Source organism: Rhodobacter calidifons, from assembly GCF_011174775.1.
Lineage (GTDB): Bacteria > Pseudomonadota > Alphaproteobacteria > Rhodobacterales > Rhodobacteraceae > Tabrizicola > Tabrizicola calidifons.
Genome location: NZ_JAANHS010000010.1, coordinates 86,888 through 103,161, shown reverse-complemented (window position 1 = coordinate 103,161; position 16,274 = coordinate 86,888). Strand labels below are relative to the sequence as shown.

At 68.6% G+C, this 16,274-nt stretch carries 13 protein-coding genes; 6 read left to right on the top strand and 7 right to left on the bottom strand.

Annotation, left to right across the window (positions count from 1 at the left end):
• Positions 1–3: 3 nt before the first annotated feature.
• Complete coding sequence (locus G8O29_RS13515) at positions 4–960, bottom strand: VOC family protein (RefSeq protein ID WP_166403756.1); 957 nt, start codon at positions 958–960, stop codon at positions 4–6.
• A gap of 5 nt (positions 961–965) precedes the next feature.
• Positions 966–1,790, bottom strand: coding sequence for a dioxygenase family protein (locus G8O29_RS13510; RefSeq protein WP_166403755.1), 825 nt, complete (start codon positions 1,788–1,790; stop codon positions 966–968).
• Between the two features lie 134 nt (positions 1,791–1,924).
• On the opposite strand from G8O29_RS13510, the gene G8O29_RS13505 reads away from it, so the two are divergent.
• Positions 1,925–2,875: a LysR family transcriptional regulator gene (locus tag G8O29_RS13505; protein WP_166403754.1), complete on the top strand. Its 951-nt coding sequence runs from the start codon at positions 1,925–1,927 to the stop codon at positions 2,873–2,875.
• A 49-nt stretch (positions 2,876–2,924) separates the two neighbouring features.
• Here the strand turns inward: G8O29_RS13505 and G8O29_RS13500 are convergent, their stop codons facing one another.
• Genes G8O29_RS13500 through G8O29_RS13490 form a run of 3 tightly spaced genes read right to left on the bottom strand, consistent with a single transcriptional unit; the run spans position 2,925 to position 6,962 of the window.
• Positions 2,925–4,367 carry an FGGY family carbohydrate kinase gene (locus G8O29_RS13500; RefSeq protein WP_166403753.1) on the bottom strand — a complete coding sequence of 481 codons (1,443 nt, stop codon included), beginning with the start codon at positions 4,365–4,367 and terminating at the stop codon, positions 2,925–2,927.
• On the bottom strand, positions 4,364–5,572 hold the full coding sequence (locus G8O29_RS13495) for an FAD-dependent oxidoreductase (protein WP_166403752.1): 1,209 nt from the start codon (positions 5,570–5,572) through the stop codon (positions 4,364–4,366). Before G8O29_RS13495 ends, G8O29_RS13500 begins: the two co-directional genes overlap by 4 nt.
• Positions 5,565–6,962 (bottom strand): NAD(P)/FAD-dependent oxidoreductase, encoded by a 1,398-nt coding sequence (locus G8O29_RS13490; RefSeq protein WP_166403751.1) that lies wholly within the window; start codon positions 6,960–6,962, stop codon positions 5,565–5,567. The genes G8O29_RS13495 and G8O29_RS13490 overlap by 8 nt, the downstream gene beginning before the upstream one ends.
• A 143-nt stretch (positions 6,963–7,105) precedes the next feature.
• Between G8O29_RS13490 and G8O29_RS13485 the strand changes: the two genes are divergently transcribed.
• The 5 genes from G8O29_RS13485 (at position 7,106) to G8O29_RS13465 (ending at position 13,530) form a co-directional block, all read left to right on the top strand.
• Positions 7,106–7,864 (top strand): DeoR/GlpR family DNA-binding transcription regulator, encoded by a 759-nt coding sequence (locus G8O29_RS13485; RefSeq protein ID WP_166403750.1) that lies wholly within the window; start codon positions 7,106–7,108, stop codon positions 7,862–7,864.
• A gap of 19 nt (positions 7,865–7,883) precedes the next feature.
• Positions 7,884–8,393: a TRAP transporter small permease subunit gene (locus G8O29_RS13480; RefSeq protein WP_166403749.1), complete on the top strand. Its 510-nt coding sequence runs from the start codon at positions 7,884–7,886 to the stop codon at positions 8,391–8,393.
• Positions 8,394–9,731, top strand: a complete 1,338-nt coding sequence (locus G8O29_RS13475) for a TRAP transporter large permease (RefSeq protein ID WP_166403748.1) — start codon at positions 8,394–8,396, stop codon at positions 9,729–9,731.
• Positions 9,732–9,782: 51 nt separating this feature from the next.
• Positions 9,783–10,871, top strand: coding sequence for a TRAP transporter substrate-binding protein DctP (dctP, locus tag G8O29_RS13470; RefSeq protein WP_166403747.1), 1,089 nt, complete (start codon positions 9,783–9,785; stop codon positions 10,869–10,871).
• Between the two features lie 163 nt (positions 10,872–11,034).
• Positions 11,035–13,530, top strand: coding sequence for a cation:proton antiporter (locus tag G8O29_RS13465; RefSeq protein WP_166403746.1), 2,496 nt, complete (start codon positions 11,035–11,037; stop codon positions 13,528–13,530).
• A 16-nt stretch (positions 13,531–13,546) separates the two neighbouring features.
• Here the strand turns inward: G8O29_RS13465 and G8O29_RS13460 are convergent, their stop codons facing one another.
• Positions 13,547–15,805, bottom strand: coding sequence for a xanthine dehydrogenase family protein molybdopterin-binding subunit (locus G8O29_RS13460; RefSeq protein WP_166403745.1), 2,259 nt, complete (start codon positions 15,803–15,805; stop codon positions 13,547–13,549).
• A 2-nt stretch (positions 15,806–15,807) separates the two neighbouring features.
• Entirely contained in the window at positions 15,808–16,272 is a 465-nt protein-coding gene (locus G8O29_RS13455) for a (2Fe-2S)-binding protein (protein ID WP_166403744.1), read from the bottom strand.
• Positions 16,273–16,274 lie beyond the last annotated feature (2 nt).

The window sequence follows — 16,274 nt, the reverse complement described above, 5'->3', positions numbered from 1 at the left end:
GCATCAGAAGCTGGCCGCTTCCAGGCCCGCTTCCATCTCGGCCCGACGGTCGGCGAACCACGGCGGGAAGACGAGGGACTTTCCGATGGCATCGGCGGGCTCGTCCTTGGCCCAACCCTCGGGCACGGTCCAGGCCAGTTCGAACATCGCCCCGCCGGGCGACCGCATGTACATCGACTTGAAATACATCCGGTCCTTCTGTTCGCTGACGTCGGTGTATCCCATCCCCTCCAGCCGGGCCTTCAGCGCGATCTGGTTCTCCTCGTTCCCGGTGTTGAACGCCAGGTGATGCACCGTGCCGCCCGCCAGCGTCCAGGTCCCCTGCGGGCTGTCGCGGTCGGTGACCAGCTCGATGACAGACCGCAACCCGTCATCCTGCGGCACGATCCACATGCTGCCGTTGGGGTCGGTCCCCTCACGCCGGAACTGCATCCCGATGTCCAGGAACTCTTCCATCGGGCCCGCATCCATCACCGCGACCGCGCCGCCGTAGATGCCCTTGATCGCGACCTGCGCCGTGGTGCCCTGCGCCTCGTTCACGATGGGTTTGCGGGGGTCGTCGGGGTTTTCCACCAGCTCGTGCGGGATGCCGCAGGGATGGGCGAACATCACCCGGGTCAGGCCAAAGCGTTCGCCCTTCACCGCCGGGATGCCGCGCTTGTTCAGCCGGTCCAGCCAGAACTCCGCCGCACCGACCGGGATCGCCTGCATGATCGTGCGGGTCTGGTTCGTGCCCCGCCGTCCGAAGATGCCCGGCTTCTTGAACGGGAAGGTCGTGATGATCGTCGAGGCATCGCCGTGCCTCGACCCGTAATACAGGTGATAGACCGGCAGGACCCCGTCGAACAGCACCGTGCGCTTGACCGAGTAAAGCCCCAGCGCCCTGGTGTAGAAGTCGTAGTCTTCCTGCACGCCGTGCGTGCTCATCGTCAGGTGGTGGTAGCCGGAAACAAGGGCCATATCGGTCATCCTTCTGATGTTTCGGGTTCGGGAAAGGGCGGTTCGGGGTCCAGCACAAGCGCCACCTCAAGGGCGAAACCGCCACCCTGGGGGCGGATCGTGCCGATCATGCCCGGACGGACCGCGAAAAGGGCGTCGCGCTCGATGGCCGGATCCGAGCCGTCAAAGACCGCAGTAACCAGCCGCCGGTACCCCGGCGCGGTCACCGCAAAGTGGATATGGGCGGGACGTTGGAGGGACAGCCCAAGCTGCCGGGCCAGGGCTCCCACCGGCCCGTCGTCGGGCAGCGCATAGCCGGCCGGGCGGATCGTGCGGAAATGAAAGCGACCCTGCCGATCGGCATGGAACCGGCCGCGCAGATTGAATTCGGGCTGACTGTCGGGATCCTGGTTCTCATAGCGACCGACCGCGTTCGCATGCCAGACTTCGACCAGGGCACCCGGCACCGGCTGGCCCGCCGGTCCGCACAGCGTGCCCGCCACCTCCAGCGGCCGGCCGCAGCCGTCGCGGCAAAGGTCGGCCCCCAAAGGCACAAGCGGCGCATCGGGGCGATAGAACGGCCCAGGCAGGGTCGCCGGCGTGATCCCCGGACGGTCGGGCAGATGCGTGCTGGTCACGCTGTCGGTCATGCCAAGCACATCGGCCAGAAGCACCCATTCCTGGCGCCGCGCATCGGTCGCATAACCGACATCGGTCAGGAATTGCAGCAGCGCCTCAAGCTCTTGCGGGGTTGGCCGCAGGTCGGCCACCACCTCGAAGGCATGCCGGGTGATCAGGCGGACCGCATCCGTCAGACGCCCGGGAGCGGCAGCATCCAGCCGGCGGCGCAACTAGACCGCAACGCGCGAGTCCTCCAGCCCTGCCCCCTGACCGTCCATGTCCGCCCTCCCTGACGTGCGACGAAACTAGACGGTCCGGACCGGCCGGACACTGCATTTCTTGCAGATCAATATACCAAGTCGTTATGAAACTCAGCGAGGCGCATCTCATCCAGCTCTCCGCCGTGGTCGATGCCGGCAGCCTGTCCAAGGGGGCGGCCGCGCTTGGCCTGTCGCAGCCCGCGCTGTCGCGCTCGCTGGCCCAGCTCGAGGCGCGGGTCGGCAAACCTCTGTTCCTGCGCGACCGCCGGCCCTTGCAGGCGACGCCCCTGGGCATCCAGCTGGCCGCGCACGGGCGTCGGATCCTGGTGGAAAGCCGCCGCGCGGCCGAGGCGGTGGAAAGCCTCCTGCGCGGCACCCGGGGGCTGGTGCGGGTGATGGGGGTGCCCTTCTTCATGGATGCGATGATCAGCCGGATCATCGCCGCCTTCCAGAACCAGCACCCGGACGTCGATTTCCAGCAGAGCTACGGCAACCTGATCGAGGTCGGCAACGGCCTTCGCGCCGACCAGCTTGACCTCGGGATCGTGCCGCTTGGCCTGTCCGGCCAGCCCGAGGGCCTGGCCTTCACCCCGATCCTGTCGGCGCGCAACGTCGTGTGCTCCCGCCTTGGCCATCCGCTTCAGGCGAACCGCCGGCTGACCACCGCCGACCTTGGCCGCTATCCCTGGGTCGCCCCCCTGCCCGGCTCGCCGCTACTGGCCGACCTCTTCGCCATCCGCTCCTCGCTCGGGGCGGTCGATCTGGACATCCGGTATTCGGGCGGGTCGCTGATGAGCGTGGTGAACTACATGACCGAGACGGATGCCCTGGCCGTCCTGCCCTTCTCGGTCTGGTTCGCCGAGCGCAAGCAGAACCGCATCGCGGTGCTGCCGGTGGACATTCCCCAGCCGCAACGCAACCTCGGCATCCTGCAACTGGCTGGCCCGGCCAAGAACCCGGCCGCCCAGGCCTTTTCCGATTTCGTGGTGCAGTCCTTCGCCGACATGCAGGCGCTGATCCTGCGGCATGAAAACGCCGTGGTCTGGCGCCGCTAGTCGCCGTCGTGACCCGCTTCCACACTCCGCACCGACCTGCGGGCGGGGATCAGGACGACGGCGGCACGCGCCCATTGTCCTGCGCCGCGGCCATATCGGACAGCGCCTGTCGCGCCGCGGCAAAACGGTCCAGCCGGTCGCGGTTGCGCCTCTGTCCGACCCGGATCAGGCGACCGGCACCGGGTGGCAGAGGCTCCAGCCCGCAGGCTTCCGCGGCCATCAGCGCCAGGCCCATGGCGGTCTGCTCGGTCTCGGCGGGCAGGTGCAGGTCTTGGCCGGCCACTTCGGACAGGAAGTCCACGAAATAGGCGTTCCGCGCCAGCCCGCCATCGACCGAGACCGCACCGTCCAGGGCGTGCACCGCCCGCATCGCGTCCAGCACCTCGGCGGTGCGCAGCGCCACGCCCTCCAGCAGCGCCTGCATCAGATCGGCCTTGCCGTGGTCCAGACCCAGCCCCAGCCAGGCTCCGCGCACGGCGCGCTGCCAGTGCGGACAGCCAAGCCCGGCCAGCGCGGGAACGAAGATCAGGCCACGGTCGATGGCCGGCGGGGCGGCAAAGGCGGAAATCGTCTCATGGTCGTCGAAAAGCCCAAGCCCGCGCGCCCAGTTCACCGCCGATGCCGCCGCATAGACCCCGCCGTCCAGCGCATGGGTGACAGGCTCCCCCGCCTTCTGCCAGGCGACGGTCGGCAGCGGGCCGGGACGGGCCGGGCGGACCAGCGCCCCGGTCAGGCATTGCACGAAGGCGCCGGTGCCGAAGGTGACCTTCGCCGCGCCGGGCCTGCGGCAGCCGTGTCCGTACAGCGCTGCCTGCTGGTCAACGATGGAAGCCGCAAGCAGCGCGCCGCCGGGCAACGGCCCAAGCTCGCCCGAGGTCGGACCGATCCGCGGCAGGCAGGCCATCGGCACGCCGAACAGCGCGCAGAGATCGGGGTCCCACGCCCCGGTGTCCAGGTTCATCAGCGAGGTGCGCGAGGCGGTGGCGATGTCGGTCTCGCACCGCCCCGTCAGCCGGTCGCGGAAGAAGGCATCGGTCGTCCCCAGCCGCAGGCGCCCCTGGGCGGCAAGCGTCGCGGCCGCAGGCACATGGCGCAGGATCCAGCCCAGTTTCGAGGCCGAGAAATAGGGGTCAAGCGGCAGCCCCGCCCGCGCCATCACCAGCGGCCCGGCCCCGTCCCGCTCCAGCCCCGCCGTGACATCGGCCGTCCGGTCGTCCTGCCACGAGATCACCGGGCTGACCGGCCTGCCGTCGCGCGCGTCCCAGGCAAGGCAGCTTTCGCCCTGGTTGGCCAGGCCCACCACATCGGCGCCCGCCGCATCGAGGCAGCGCCGGACATTGGCCAGCAGTTCCTCGCCATCCTGTTCGACATGGCCGGGGGCGGGATAGGTCTGCGCGTGCGGAAGCGAGAGCAGAGGGTCGAGCCCGCCATCGGCGCGCAGCAGCAGCACGCGGGTGCTGGTCGTGCCCTGGTCGATGGCGGCGATCCTCATGGCGCCTCTAGGATGGTCAGGATCACGGGCTCTGTGCCGGTGACGGGGGGCAGCGGCAGTGACAGACGGCGTTCGGGCAGACTGTCGATGCGGCGCGAGACGAGAGTACGCCCGTCCTGCATCAGGGCCAGGCGGCCGCGCGCGGGGGCGGCGAGCCGGACTTGCAGCCGATCGTGCGCCCCGCTGCCGGCGCCGATCACCTGCGGCAGTGCAAGGCGGAGACCGGGATGCCCGAGATCCAGCCGGGCACCGCCCGGGGCGGGCAGATGGCCGTCCAGCGCATCGAGGATGGCGCGGGCGGTGCGCCTGCCTTCGGACCAGCACCAGCCCGCCGTCTCGACCCCGCGCAGAAGGTTGCCTGCGGCGAAATAGGCCGGGTCCGACAGCCGCCCCCAGCGGTCGATCACCGGTCCGCCGCTGCCCGGGTCCACCGCCAGATGGCTGCCGCGCAGCAGGGCGGCGTCCGGGCGGAAGCCGCCGGTGACGATCACCCCGTCGGTCGCAAGGTCCTGCGGCCCGTCCGGGGTGGACAGCGTCACGCCCTCGACCCTTGTGCGGCCATGGATGGCGGCGATATCGGTGTTCAGCCGCACCGGCACACCCATCAGCCGCGCCAGCCAGATCGCCGGGCTGCGCGCCGTGATCCGGGGGCCGGGTTCGATCATCGCCAGCGGCCGGATGCCCGCATGGCGGCAGGTGAGCAGCGCCGAGAAGGCGACGAGTTCCGTCCCCAGGATCACCGGGCGGCGGAAGGGGCGCTGCCCGTTGAGATGGACGAGGCCCTGCAAGGCGCCCGTGGACAGGACGCCGCCGGGCTTTTCGCCGCCGATCAGCCGGGCGGCGCGGCTGGTCTCGCGGACGCCCGTTGCCAGCAGGACGGCGCGGGCCGAAACGGTGGCGGGGCCGCTGTCGTCGGTGATCTCGACCGCGCCGCCCGGACGAAGTGCCGTGACGGTGGTGCGGGTGCGAAGCGTGACGCCCGCCGCCAGGGCCGCCGCGCGCAGCCGGGCGGCATAGTCGGGACCGCGCAGCAGGCGGTGGAACTCGCGCATGCCATAGGGGTAATGGCCGCAATGGCGCGGGATGCCGCCTGCCTCGGGCTCGCGGTCGAGGACGGTGATCCGCCGCCCGGCGCGGGCCAGGTCGGTGGCGGCGGCAAGACCGGCCGGCCCTGCGCCCACGACAATGACATCGGGGTCAGACATGGCCGGGGTCCAGCATGGGTTGGGCCAGGCGACCTTCGGTCAGCCGCGCGAGTTCCGCCGTGCAGTAAAAGCCCTGACAACGCCCCATCGTCACCCGCGTCCGGCGCTTGAGCCCGGCCAGGCTGGTCGCGGGCATGGGGCCGGAAAGCGCCGCCTCGATCTCGCGCCGGGTCACGAGTTCGCAATGGCAGACCACGCCGCCATGGCCCGGACATTGCCAGTCGCGCGGGCCTTCTACAGAAATGTTGGGCATCCGGGGCCAGACGGGATCGGCCAGGGGGCTGAACTCGCGCGCCGCCAGCCGCACCACATGCGCCGCGATCCCCAGCGCCGCCGAAAGCCCGGTGGACCGGATGCCACCGACGCAGATGTAGCCGGGCGCCAGGTCGGTGCGGATGCGGTAGTGCTTTTCCTCGGTCGCAGGCCGCAGGCCGGCATAGACCGCCGTCACCTCGTGCCGGGCCAGCGCGGGCAGGATTTCCGTGCCGCGCCGCATCAGGGCCTGCAAGGTCTCGCGGTCGAGGCTGGCATGCTCGCGGTCCTCCTGTTCCTCGGCGGTCGGGCCGACAAGCAGGTTGCCGAAGGCGGTGCGGCAGACGACGATGCCCTTGGTGATCTTCGTCGGCACCGGCAGAAGGATGTGCCCCGCCAGCGCGGCGGCGGTCTTATCATAGACCACGAACTGGCCCTTGCGCGGCTTGATGGTGAACCAGCTTTCGCCCGTTACGCGCCGGTCCACCTCATCCCCCCAGAGGCCCGCCGCATTGATGACCAGCCCGGCCGAGACCGGCCCGGCCGTCGTCGCCAGTTGCCAGAGCCCCTCCGCATGGCGCCCGGTCAGCACCTCGGCCTGCCGCATCAGCACCGCCCCGTTGGCCAGCGCCTGCAAAAGATAGCCATGCGCCGCCGACCAGGGGTCGATCAGATGCTCGCCCGGCACGCGGAAGCCGGCGAGGACCCGGTCAGAGAGCTGCGGCTCCTGCCCCCGCGCCTCGGCCCCGGTCAGGGGCTGGATGTCGGTCACGCCATTCGCCACGGCCTGATCCATCAGCGCGGGCAGGGCCGCGACCTCTTCCTCGGTCCACGCCAGCACCATGGCCCCGGCCTGCACCAACGGCAGGCCCAACCGTTCCCGCACCTCGTGATAGAGCCGATAGCCCTCGCGGATGCAGGCCAGTTCCAGGCTGCCTTCCGGCGCGTCGAAGCCGGTATGCAGGATCGCACTGTTGCCCTTGGACGCGCCATCCAGCACATCCACCGCCTTTTCCAGCACCACCACCCGCGCGCCCGCCAGCGTGAAGGCCCGCGCCAGAGCACAGCCCACGACGCCCGCGCCGATCACGGCCACGTCATAGCCCGCGGGGCCGCTTGCCGGGTCAGAGCCTGTCATAAGTCACCCTGTGGTTTTCAACATGAATTGACTATTCGGTCATTCCTGTCAATATGACTCGCACAGGCAGAAAATCAACCGCCCGGTCAAGAAATCTGTTGACCTGCGGCGCGGGCTGGGGTCGGCTGGCATCGGGGAAGTCAATGAAGCCGCACGAGCGACAGCCTCAGATCGAGGCGATCATCCGGCGCGAAGGGGAAGTCTCGGTCGAAATGCTGGCACAGAGGTTCGACGTTTCGTCCGAGACGATCCGCCGTGACCTGGGCGTCCTGGCCGAAAGCGGCCGGATCCAGAAGGTGCACGGCGGCGCGCGCCGGCCGCTTCTGATCCGCGAGCCGAGCCATGACGAACGCGCCACGGTCGCCACTGCGGCCAAGGCGGCGATCGGGCGACGACTGGCCGATGCGGTCGGGCCCGGAGAGACGCTGTTCATCGACACCGGGTCCACCACGCTGGCCGCGGCCGAGGCTCTGGCCGTGATCCCGGGCCTGACCGTCATCACCAATTCCTGCCGCCTGGCCGAGCGGCTGGCCCGGGCAGGGTCGGATGCCGCGATCCATCTGCTGGGCGGGCGCTATGGATCGGACAACGCGCAGACCACCGGCATCGCGGTGATCGAGCAGTTGCAGACCTTCCGCGCCGACCGGGCGGTGCTGACGGTGGCGGCGCTGGACCCGGTGGAAGGCGCGATGGATGCCAGCCTCGACGAAGCACAGATTGCCCGCGCGATGGTCAGGAATGCCCGTTCGGTGACCATTCTGGCCGATTCCACGAAATTCGGCCGTCACGCGGCCTTTGCGGTCTGTCCTGTACAGGACATCGACCTGGTGATCAGCGACGACAGTCTGGACAGGGCGCACCGAGAGGCGCTGCGCGACAGGGGAGTGGAGCTTTGGACATGATACGGAAGGCAGGCCCGACATGCCGCGTCTGATCCGGGCCTATGTGCGGAGTGTTGACAAGATCTCGGACTATGTCGGCTACCTTGCTGCCTCGCTGATCTTCTTCATGGGCGCGACGCTGCTGCTGGATGCGGTGACGCGGAACGTGCTGAACATTCCGGTCCATTGGGCGATCGAGCTCACGCAGTTCACTCTGGCCGCCTACTATTTCATGGGCGGGCCGATCACGCTGAAGAACAACAGCCATGTGCGGATGGACCTGTGGTACGCGAACCTGTCGGACCGGGGGAAGGCGAAGATGGATCTCGTCACCGTCTGGTGCATGATCTTCTACCTCGGCGTGATGCTGGTGGGCTCGATCTCGTCGCTGCAATACGCCATCCAGACCAATGAAAAGCGGTTTTCGATGTGGAACCCCTCGGTCATCCCGATCAAGGCGCTCTTGACCGTCTGCCTTGTCCTCATGCTGCTCCAGGCCTTCGCGCTGGTGTTCAAGCACATCGCCACGCTGCGCGGAAAGTCCCTGTAAATGTCCTACGAACTGATCGCGCTTCTGATGTTCGCCACCATGGCGCTGCTACTTATTTCCGGGCAGCGCGTCTTTGCCGCCATCGGCTTCGTGGCAGCCGGGGCCTCGCTGCTGCTCTATGGCAATGGCGCCATCGAGCTGCCCTACAACCAGGTGTTCAAGCTGTTCAACTGGTATGCCATGCTGACTCTGCCCATGTTCATCTACATGGGCTACATCCTGGCGGAATCCGGGATCGCCGAAGATCTCTACAAGATGATGCATGTCTGGTTCGGACGCCTGCCCGGAGGCCTGGCCGTCGGCACCATCCTGGTCATGGTCATCATCTCGGCGATGAACGGGCTTTCCGTCGCGGGCATGGCCATCGGCGCCACCATCGCCCTGCCGGAGATGCTGCGGCGGGGCTATGACAAGGTGCTGATTTCCGGCGTGGTGCAGGGAGGGTCGTCGCTGGGCATCCTGATCCCGCCTTCGGTCGTGCTGGTGCTTTACGGCATGATCGCGCGGCAGCCGGTGTCGAAGCTGTGGTTCGCCGGGCTGATGCCGGGTCTGATGATGGCCGCGATGTTCATCACCTACATCATGATCCGCGCCAGGCTGAACCCGAAACTCGCGCCCCCCGTCCCGCCCGAGGAACTGAACATGTCCTTCGGCGCGAAGCTGGCCCTTGCCCGCGCCGGGATCATCCCCTTCCTGATCTTCTTCTTCATGACCGGGCTTTTCGTCAGCGGCTACACCAGCCTTGTGGAAAGCTCGGCCGTGGGCGCGACCTGCGCGACGCTGGCCGCGCTGGCGAAGGGGCGCTTCTCCTGGCGGCTGATCCGCGAGACCTCGATGAAGACGCTGGCGGTGTCCTGCATGTTCCTCTGGCTGATCCTGGCCGCCCTGGCCTTCGGCGCGGTCTTCGACGGGCTGGGCGCCGTGAAGGCGATCGAGAACCTGTTCCTGAAACAGTGGGACCTCAGCCCCTGGGCGATCATCATCATGATGCAGCTCAGCTTCCTGCTCCTGGGGATGTTCCTTGACGACACCGCGATGCTGGTGATCGTGGCCCCGCTCTACATCCCGCTGGTGGCCGGCCTCGACCTCGGCTTCGACAACCAGCTGATCTGGTATGGCGTGCTTTACACCATCACCTGCCAGATCGCCTACATCACGCCGCCCTTCGGCTACAACCTGTTCCTCATGCGCTCGCTCGCCCCGCGCGAGATCACCCTGCCCGACATCTACCGCTCCATCTGGCCCTTCGCGGCGATGATGGCGCTGACCATCGTGCTGTTGATGATTTTCCCGCAGATCGCGCTCTGGCTGCCGCAGCAGCTGAACGTGCGGGGCTGACCATTCCACCACCCAAGGGCCGAAGAAGCCCGCAACAACAAGGAGACGACGATGACCGACCAGAAACCGCAAAGCCCGTCCGAGGCGATCCTCGCCTCGCGCCGGAATTTCCTGCGCAAGTCCGTGATGGGCGCCGGAGCCGTGGCGGGCGCCACGCTGGCCGCGCCCGCCGTGATCGCCCAGACCGGCCCGATCAAGTGGCGCCTGCAAACCTATTCCGGCGCCCCCCTCGGCGCCCATGTGATCAAGCCGCAGATCGAGGCCTTCAACGCCGCCGCCAACGGCGAGATGGAGATCGAACTCTACTACGCCGACCAGCTGGTCCCCACCGCCGACCTCTTCCGCGCGCTGCAGAACGGCACGCTCGACGCGGTGCAGTCGGACGAGGCGACGATGGCCTCGCCGGTCGACATCTCGGTCTTCGGCGGCTATTTCCCCTTTGCCACGCGCTACAGCCTCGATGTGCCGGCGCTGTTCCGCTACTACGGGCTGCAAGAGATCTGGGAAGAGGCCTATTCCGAGGTCGAGGGCGTCACCTGGCTGTCCTGCGGCGCGTGGGACCCGTTGCACATCTTCACCGTGGACAAGCCGATCCGCAGCCTTGCCGACATGAAGGGCCTGCGCGTCTTCGGCGTGCCGACCGCGGGGCGCTTCCTGTCGCGCTACGGCCTCATCCCGGTGACGATCCCCTGGGACAACGTGGAAGTCGCGATGCAGACGGGCGAACTGGATGGCGTGGCCTGGTGCGGCTTCACCGAAGCCTATGAGGTCGGCTGGGCCGATGTCTGCAAATATGCGCTGACGAACTCGGTCACCGGCGCCTGGTTCGGCAGCTATTTCGCCAACACCGCAAGCTGGCAGAAGGTCCCGCCGCATCTTCAGGAACTGTTCCGCATCACCATCGACCAGTCGCACTACTACCGCAACGTCTGGTACTGGGGCGGCGAGGCGAAGCTGCGCGTCGAAGGCGAGAAGATGGAACTGACCTCGCTGCCCGACGAGGAATGGGCGCAGGTCGTGTCCGACGCAAGCGGCTTCTGGGACGAGATCGCCGCCTCTTCGCCGCGGTCGGCGAGGGTGGTCGAGGCGTTCAAGAAATACGCCGACACGATGGAAAAGGCCGGCTATCCCTACCGCTAGGTCAGAACCGGCACCCGAAAGGACCGCGCCCCCGGCGGGCGCGGTCGCGGCAGTGGCCGCCACCCCTGCCCGAGGCCGGGGCACGCCGCCCATCCGCGCATGATTCCCCGACCTTGCACGCAAACGGCTGAATTCCCCCGAGGATTGCGCTAGACCCGGCTTCATGGATGTCATCAGCCTTGTCGGCATCGTCGCCGCGCTCTTCATCGTCATCGGCCTGTCCGAGCCCCTGGCCGACTGGTCGCGCCTACCCTATACGGTGGTCCTGGCCATCATCGGCGTGATGATCGGCTTGGGCGCGGCCTATCTGATGCAGCACGACTCCATGGTCGCCGATCTCGTGCCGGCGGTCGAAGGGCTGGAGTTCGGCATCCGGGCGAATGTCTTCCTCTATGTCCTCTTGCCGACGCTTCTGTTCCAGGTCTCGCTCGGCCTGAACCTGCGGCGGATGGCCGAGGACTGGGTGCCGATCCTGGTGATGGCGGTCGTTGCGGTGGTGGTGGCGACCTTCGCCATCGGGTTTGCCCTGCAACCCTTCACCTCGCTGTCCTTGGTGGCCTGCCTGCTTCTGGGGTCCATCGTCGCCACCACGGACCCCTCGGCCGTGGTCTCGATCTTCCGCAGCATCGCCGCCCCGCAGCGGCTGACCCGCATCGTCGAGGGCGAGAGCCTCTTGAACGACGCCGCCGCCATCGCGCTCTTCGGCTTCTTCCTGACCTTCGTCATGCTGGGCGTGCCGAACCCGACGCTGCGCGACGCGCTGATCGGCTTTCCGACGCTGATCCTCGGCGGTCTCGCGATCGGCTGGATCCTGGCGCGCTTCTGCCTGGCCGTGCTGGCCTGGCTCGCCCGCTTTCCGCTCGCGCAGGTCTCGCTCTCGGTCGCCCTGCCCTATGTCGCCTATCTGGTGGCCGACCAGCTTCTGGCCGTCTCGGGCGTGATCGCAGTGGTGATGGCCGGGATGACGCTGAACTACCTGGGTCCCGGCCGGATGCCGCCGACCAACTGGACCAACCTGCGCGAGGTCTGGGACGTGCTGGCCCATTGGGCCGGAGCGCTGATCTTCCTTCTGGCCGCGCTGCTGGTGCCGCGCCTGCTGGCCGATTTCCGGCTTTACGACCTGTTCCTCATCGGCGTCGTGGTCGTGGCGGCGACGCTGGCGCGGCTCTTCGTCCTCTACCTGATCCTGCCGGTGCTGACCGCGCTGCGGCTGTCCCCCCGGATCGACCGGCCCTACCGGGTGGCGATCCTCTGGGGGGGCCTGCGCGGAGCGGTGACGCTGGCCCTGGCCCTGGCCGTGTCCGAAAACTTCCGCGTGCCCGCCGACGTGAAGCGCGAGGTGGGCATCCTGGCCACCGGCTTCACGCTGTTCACGCTCCTGGCGCAGGGGACGACCCTGCGCGGGGTGATCTCGCTCCTCGGGCTGGACAAGTTGGCCCCGCTAGACCGGGCGCTGTCCAGCCAGGTCATCGCCGTGGCGCTGCAAACCGTGCGCGAGGAAGTGGCCGAGACGGCGCGCAACCACGACCTGTCGCAGAATATCGTCCGGTCCGAGGCCAAGCGCTTTGCCGAACGGCTGGATGTCGCGATCCAGAAGGCCGAGGCCGCCGACGACATTCCCGACCGCGACCGGATCACGCTGGGCCTCGTCGCGCTGGCGGGCCGAGAGCGCGACATGATCCTTGAAGCCTTCCGCGAAAAGCTGATCTCGGCGCGGCTGGCCGAACGGATGCTGTCGGACGCGGACCGGCTGATCGAACGCACCAGGGCCGGCGGGCGCGATGAGTACCGCGCCTCGGGTCGGCTCAGCCTGGCCCAGGGCCGGGGCTACCGCTTTGCCAGCATGCTGCACAACCGGCTGCGCCTGTCGGGCTATCTCGCCCGCCTGACGGCTGATCGCTTCGAGATCCTCTTGAACCTGCGGCTGATCCTGCGCGACCTGCACGGCTATATCGACACCAAGATCCGCCGCATCCACGGCAAGCGCGTTGCCGACCTTCTTCACGAACTGGTCCGCCGGCGCGAGGAGGAAACCGCGACCGCGCTGGACGGTCTGCGCCTGCAATACCCCGGCTATGCCGAAGAGACCGAGCGCCGCTTCCTGCGCCGCACCTCGCTGCGGCTGGAGGAACGGGAATACGACATCCTCCATGCCGACGGCCTGATCGGCCAGGAACTGCACACCGCGCTGAAGCAGGAACTGGCCGCCAAGCGCCGCGCCTTCGACAAGCAGCCGCCGCTGGACCTGGCGGTGCAGAAGACCGAACTCGTCCGCCAGTTTCCGCTGTTCGCCACGATGAACGAAACCAATCGCCGGCAACTCGCCCGGGCGCTGCGCACCCGTTATGTGCAGCCGGGCGAGGTGCTCTTGCGCAAGGGCGCCCCCCCGCGCGAGGTCTATTTCATCGCCTCGGGCGCGGTCGAATTCGAAACGGCGGGCCACAGGTTCCGCCTGGGCCGGGGCGAGATGTTCGGTCAGCTGTCGCTGCTCAGCCGCCAGACCCGCCGCACCCAGGCGACGGCGATCAGCCACACCACGCTTCTGGTGCTGGACGAGACCGGGTTCCGCCGCCTGCTGAACCGCAACCAAAGGCTGCGGTCCGCGGTGATCGAGTCGGCAAGGAAGCGCGGGCTCGACATAGCGGCGCTGGAGTTCTGAGGGCCCGCCACCCGGCTCAGAGGGCGAAGCCGAACTGGCGGTTCAGCGGCAATTCGCGGGCGCGGATGCCGGTCAGATCGTACAGCGCATTGGCCAGCGCCGGCGCGGCGGGGGGTGTCCCCGGCTCGCCCACGCCGCCGATATGGCCGAACCCGCCGTTGTTCTGAAGGATCGCCACCTCGAAGGCCGGGGTCGAGTGCATGCGCAGCCCGTCATAGTCGGGGAAATTCTGCTCCACCACCTGCTGATCGCGGAAGGTGATCGCCCCCTGTACGGCGGCGGACAGGCCATAGACCATGGCCCCGGTCATCTGCGCCTCGATGATGCCGGGGTCCATCGCCAGGCCCGGATCGCAGGCGATCCAGGCCCGGGTCAGCCTGATGCCCGCCTCGGTCTCTTGCACCTCCAGCACCTCGGCGACGGGAGTGCCGAAGGAATAGCAGAAGGCCACACCGCGCCCGAAGCCGGGGCGCCTCAGCCGGTCCCAGCCGGACATGTCGCGCACCGTTTCCAGAACCTTCGCCGACGGCGCATGGGTGTCCCGCATCAGGTCCAGCCGGAAGGCCAGCGGATCGGCCCCGGCGGCATGGGCCAACTCGTCGATGAAGCTTTCCAGGAAGAAGGCGTTCATCGAATTCCCGACCGAGCGCCAGAAGCCCAGAGGCACTGTCAGATCGGCGATATGGCCGTCATAGCGATAGTTCGGCAGGCCGTAGGGCTGGTCGAATCCGCCTTCCACCGTGCCGCGGTCCGCCCCTGGCGGGGCGAAGCCGACCAGCCGGGCCAGCGCGTTGCGCGTGGCTGAAGGCGCCGCCGTCCGGCCCCACAGAGCGGTCGCGCGGCCCGCCTCGATGCGGCCCGACATCCGGGCGATGGCCGCAGGACGGTAGTAGTCCTGCGTCATGTCCTCTTCCCGGCTCCAGGTCACCTTGACCGGCGTGCCGGGCATCGCGGCGGCCACCCGTGCCGCCAGCACCGCGGGCACCGGATCGGTCCGCCCGCCGAAGCCGCCGCCCATGACCGGGGTGTGCAGCGTCACCTTCTCTGCGCCGATCCGCAGCGCCCCGGCAATGGCATCTCGCGTCATGATCGGCGCCTGGTTGCCGCACCAGACCTCGACCGAGCCGTCCGGCTTCACCCAGGCGGTGGCGTTCAGCGGCTCCATCGCGGCATGGGCCAGGAAGGGGATGCGGTATTCGGCCTCGATCACGGCCCCGGACCCGGCGCCCCTGGCCAGCTCCGCCTCGACATCGCCGTCATCGCGCAGGCGCGAGTCCGGCGCGGTCGCAAAGGCCGCCTCGATCTTCACCAGCATCCCGGCGGTATCGGCGGGATAGTCGGCCGGCCCCCAGTCGATCTCCACTACAGCGGCCGCCTGCATCGCGGTCCAGGTCGTGTCGGCGATCACGGCGATGCCGGTGCCAAGGCCCACGACCTGCGCCACCCCCGGCATGGCCAGCGCGGCCGAGGCGTCGAAACCCAGCATCGCCCCGCCGCGTCTGGGGTTCATCCGCACCGTGGCGAACTTCATCCCCGGCAGCCAGGTGTCGATGCCGAAGCTCTCGGTCCCGGTGGATTTCGCCACCATGTCAAGCCGCGGCATCGCCTTGCCGACATAGCGCCAGGTCGAGGGATCGCGCAGCGCGACATCGCGGGGCACCAGGTCCGCCGCCTCGGCCGCCAGTTCGGCATAGGTGAAGCTTTGCGCGCCGATCACCATGCCGCCCTCGGTCCGCAGCGTCTCGGGCGCCACGCCCAGCCGGCGTGCCGCCGCCGCCTTCAGCGCCTCGCGCGCGCCGGCCCCGGCCAGCCGCATCTGCACGAAGCCCCCGATCGCGCCGGTCGAGCCGCCGGTCACCTGCAGCGAGAAGATCTTCGGCACCGCCGCCAGGATCGCATTGTGCGCCTTGGGCCGCTGCGAAACGATGAAATCCGGCTCGTTCGACATCCGGTCGACGAAACCGGCGTTGAAATAGGCCTGCGCCGGGGGGCCGTGCAGCACGCGGACCTGCTCCCAGTCCACGTCCAGCTCCTCGGCCACCAGCGCGGCAAGGGTGGTCGAGATCCCCTGCCCCATCTCGGCCCGGGGCGCGATCACCGTCACCCCATCGCCGTTGATGATGACCCAGGGATTCAGCGGCACGCCGTCCGGTCCCGGCACCAGCGGGTTGGCCGGAACCTCGGTGATCTTGTAGGCGGCAAAGGCCGCGCCGCCCGCAACGGCCGCGCCCAGGACCAGGAACGACCGGCGGGTGATCGTCTTCCAGTGCGCCATGCTCAGCCCGCCTTCATCATCGCTGCGGCCTCGTGGATCGCGGCCCGGATCCGGGGATAGGTGCCGCAGCGGCAGAGGTTGCCCTGCATCGCCGCGTCAATGTCCTCGTCCGAGGGGTCGGGGTTCGCGGCCAGCAGCGCCGCGGCCTGCATGATCTGGCCCGACTGGCAATAGCCGCATTGCGCAACCTGATGCCTGACCCAGGCCGCCTGGATCGGCGCCAGGTTCCCGGGCTGGCCCAGACCCTCGATCGTGGTGATCTCGCCCGCCACATCGCCGATGGCCAGCTGACAGGACCGGACCGCCTCGCCATCCACCAGAACGGTGCAGGCGCCGCAGGCCGCGACACCGCAGCCGAACTTGGTTCCGGTCAGCCCCAGCCCGTCGCGCAAGGCCCACAAGAGCGGCACCTCGCCGGGCAGATCGACCTGAGTGGGCTTTCCGTTGATCTTCAGCGTGACGGTCATCT

Coding starts and splice junctions, on each gene's coding strand:
- G8O29_RS13515 (WP_166403756.1), bottom strand. CDS start 960: ATGGCCCTTGTTTCCGGCTACCACCACCTGACGATGAGCACGCACGGC.
- G8O29_RS13505 (WP_166403754.1), top strand. CDS start 1,925: ATGAAACTCAGCGAGGCGCATCTCATCCAGCTCTCCGCCGTGGTCGAT.
- G8O29_RS13500 (WP_166403753.1), bottom strand. CDS start 4,367: ATGAGGATCGCCGCCATCGACCAGGGCACGACCAGCACCCGCGTGCTG.
- G8O29_RS13495 (WP_166403752.1), bottom strand. CDS start 5,572: ATGTCTGACCCCGATGTCATTGTCGTGGGCGCAGGGCCGGCCGGTCTT.
- G8O29_RS13490 (WP_166403751.1), bottom strand. CDS start 6,962: ATGACAGGCTCTGACCCGGCAAGCGGCCCCGCGGGCTATGACGTGGCC.
- G8O29_RS13485 (WP_166403750.1), top strand. CDS start 7,106: ATGAAGCCGCACGAGCGACAGCCTCAGATCGAGGCGATCATCCGGCGC.
- G8O29_RS13480 (WP_166403749.1), top strand. CDS start 7,884: ATGCCGCGTCTGATCCGGGCCTATGTGCGGAGTGTTGACAAGATCTCG.
- G8O29_RS13475 (WP_166403748.1), top strand. CDS start 8,394: ATGTCCTACGAACTGATCGCGCTTCTGATGTTCGCCACCATGGCGCTG.
- dctP (WP_166403747.1), top strand. CDS start 9,783: ATGACCGACCAGAAACCGCAAAGCCCGTCCGAGGCGATCCTCGCCTCG.
- G8O29_RS13465 (WP_166403746.1), top strand. CDS start 11,035: ATGGATGTCATCAGCCTTGTCGGCATCGTCGCCGCGCTCTTCATCGTC.
- G8O29_RS13460 (WP_166403745.1), bottom strand. CDS start 15,805: ATGGCGCACTGGAAGACGATCACCCGCCGGTCGTTCCTGGTCCTGGGC.
- G8O29_RS13455 (WP_166403744.1), bottom strand. CDS start 16,272: ATGACCGTCACGCTGAAGATCAACGGAAAGCCCACTCAGGTCGATCTG.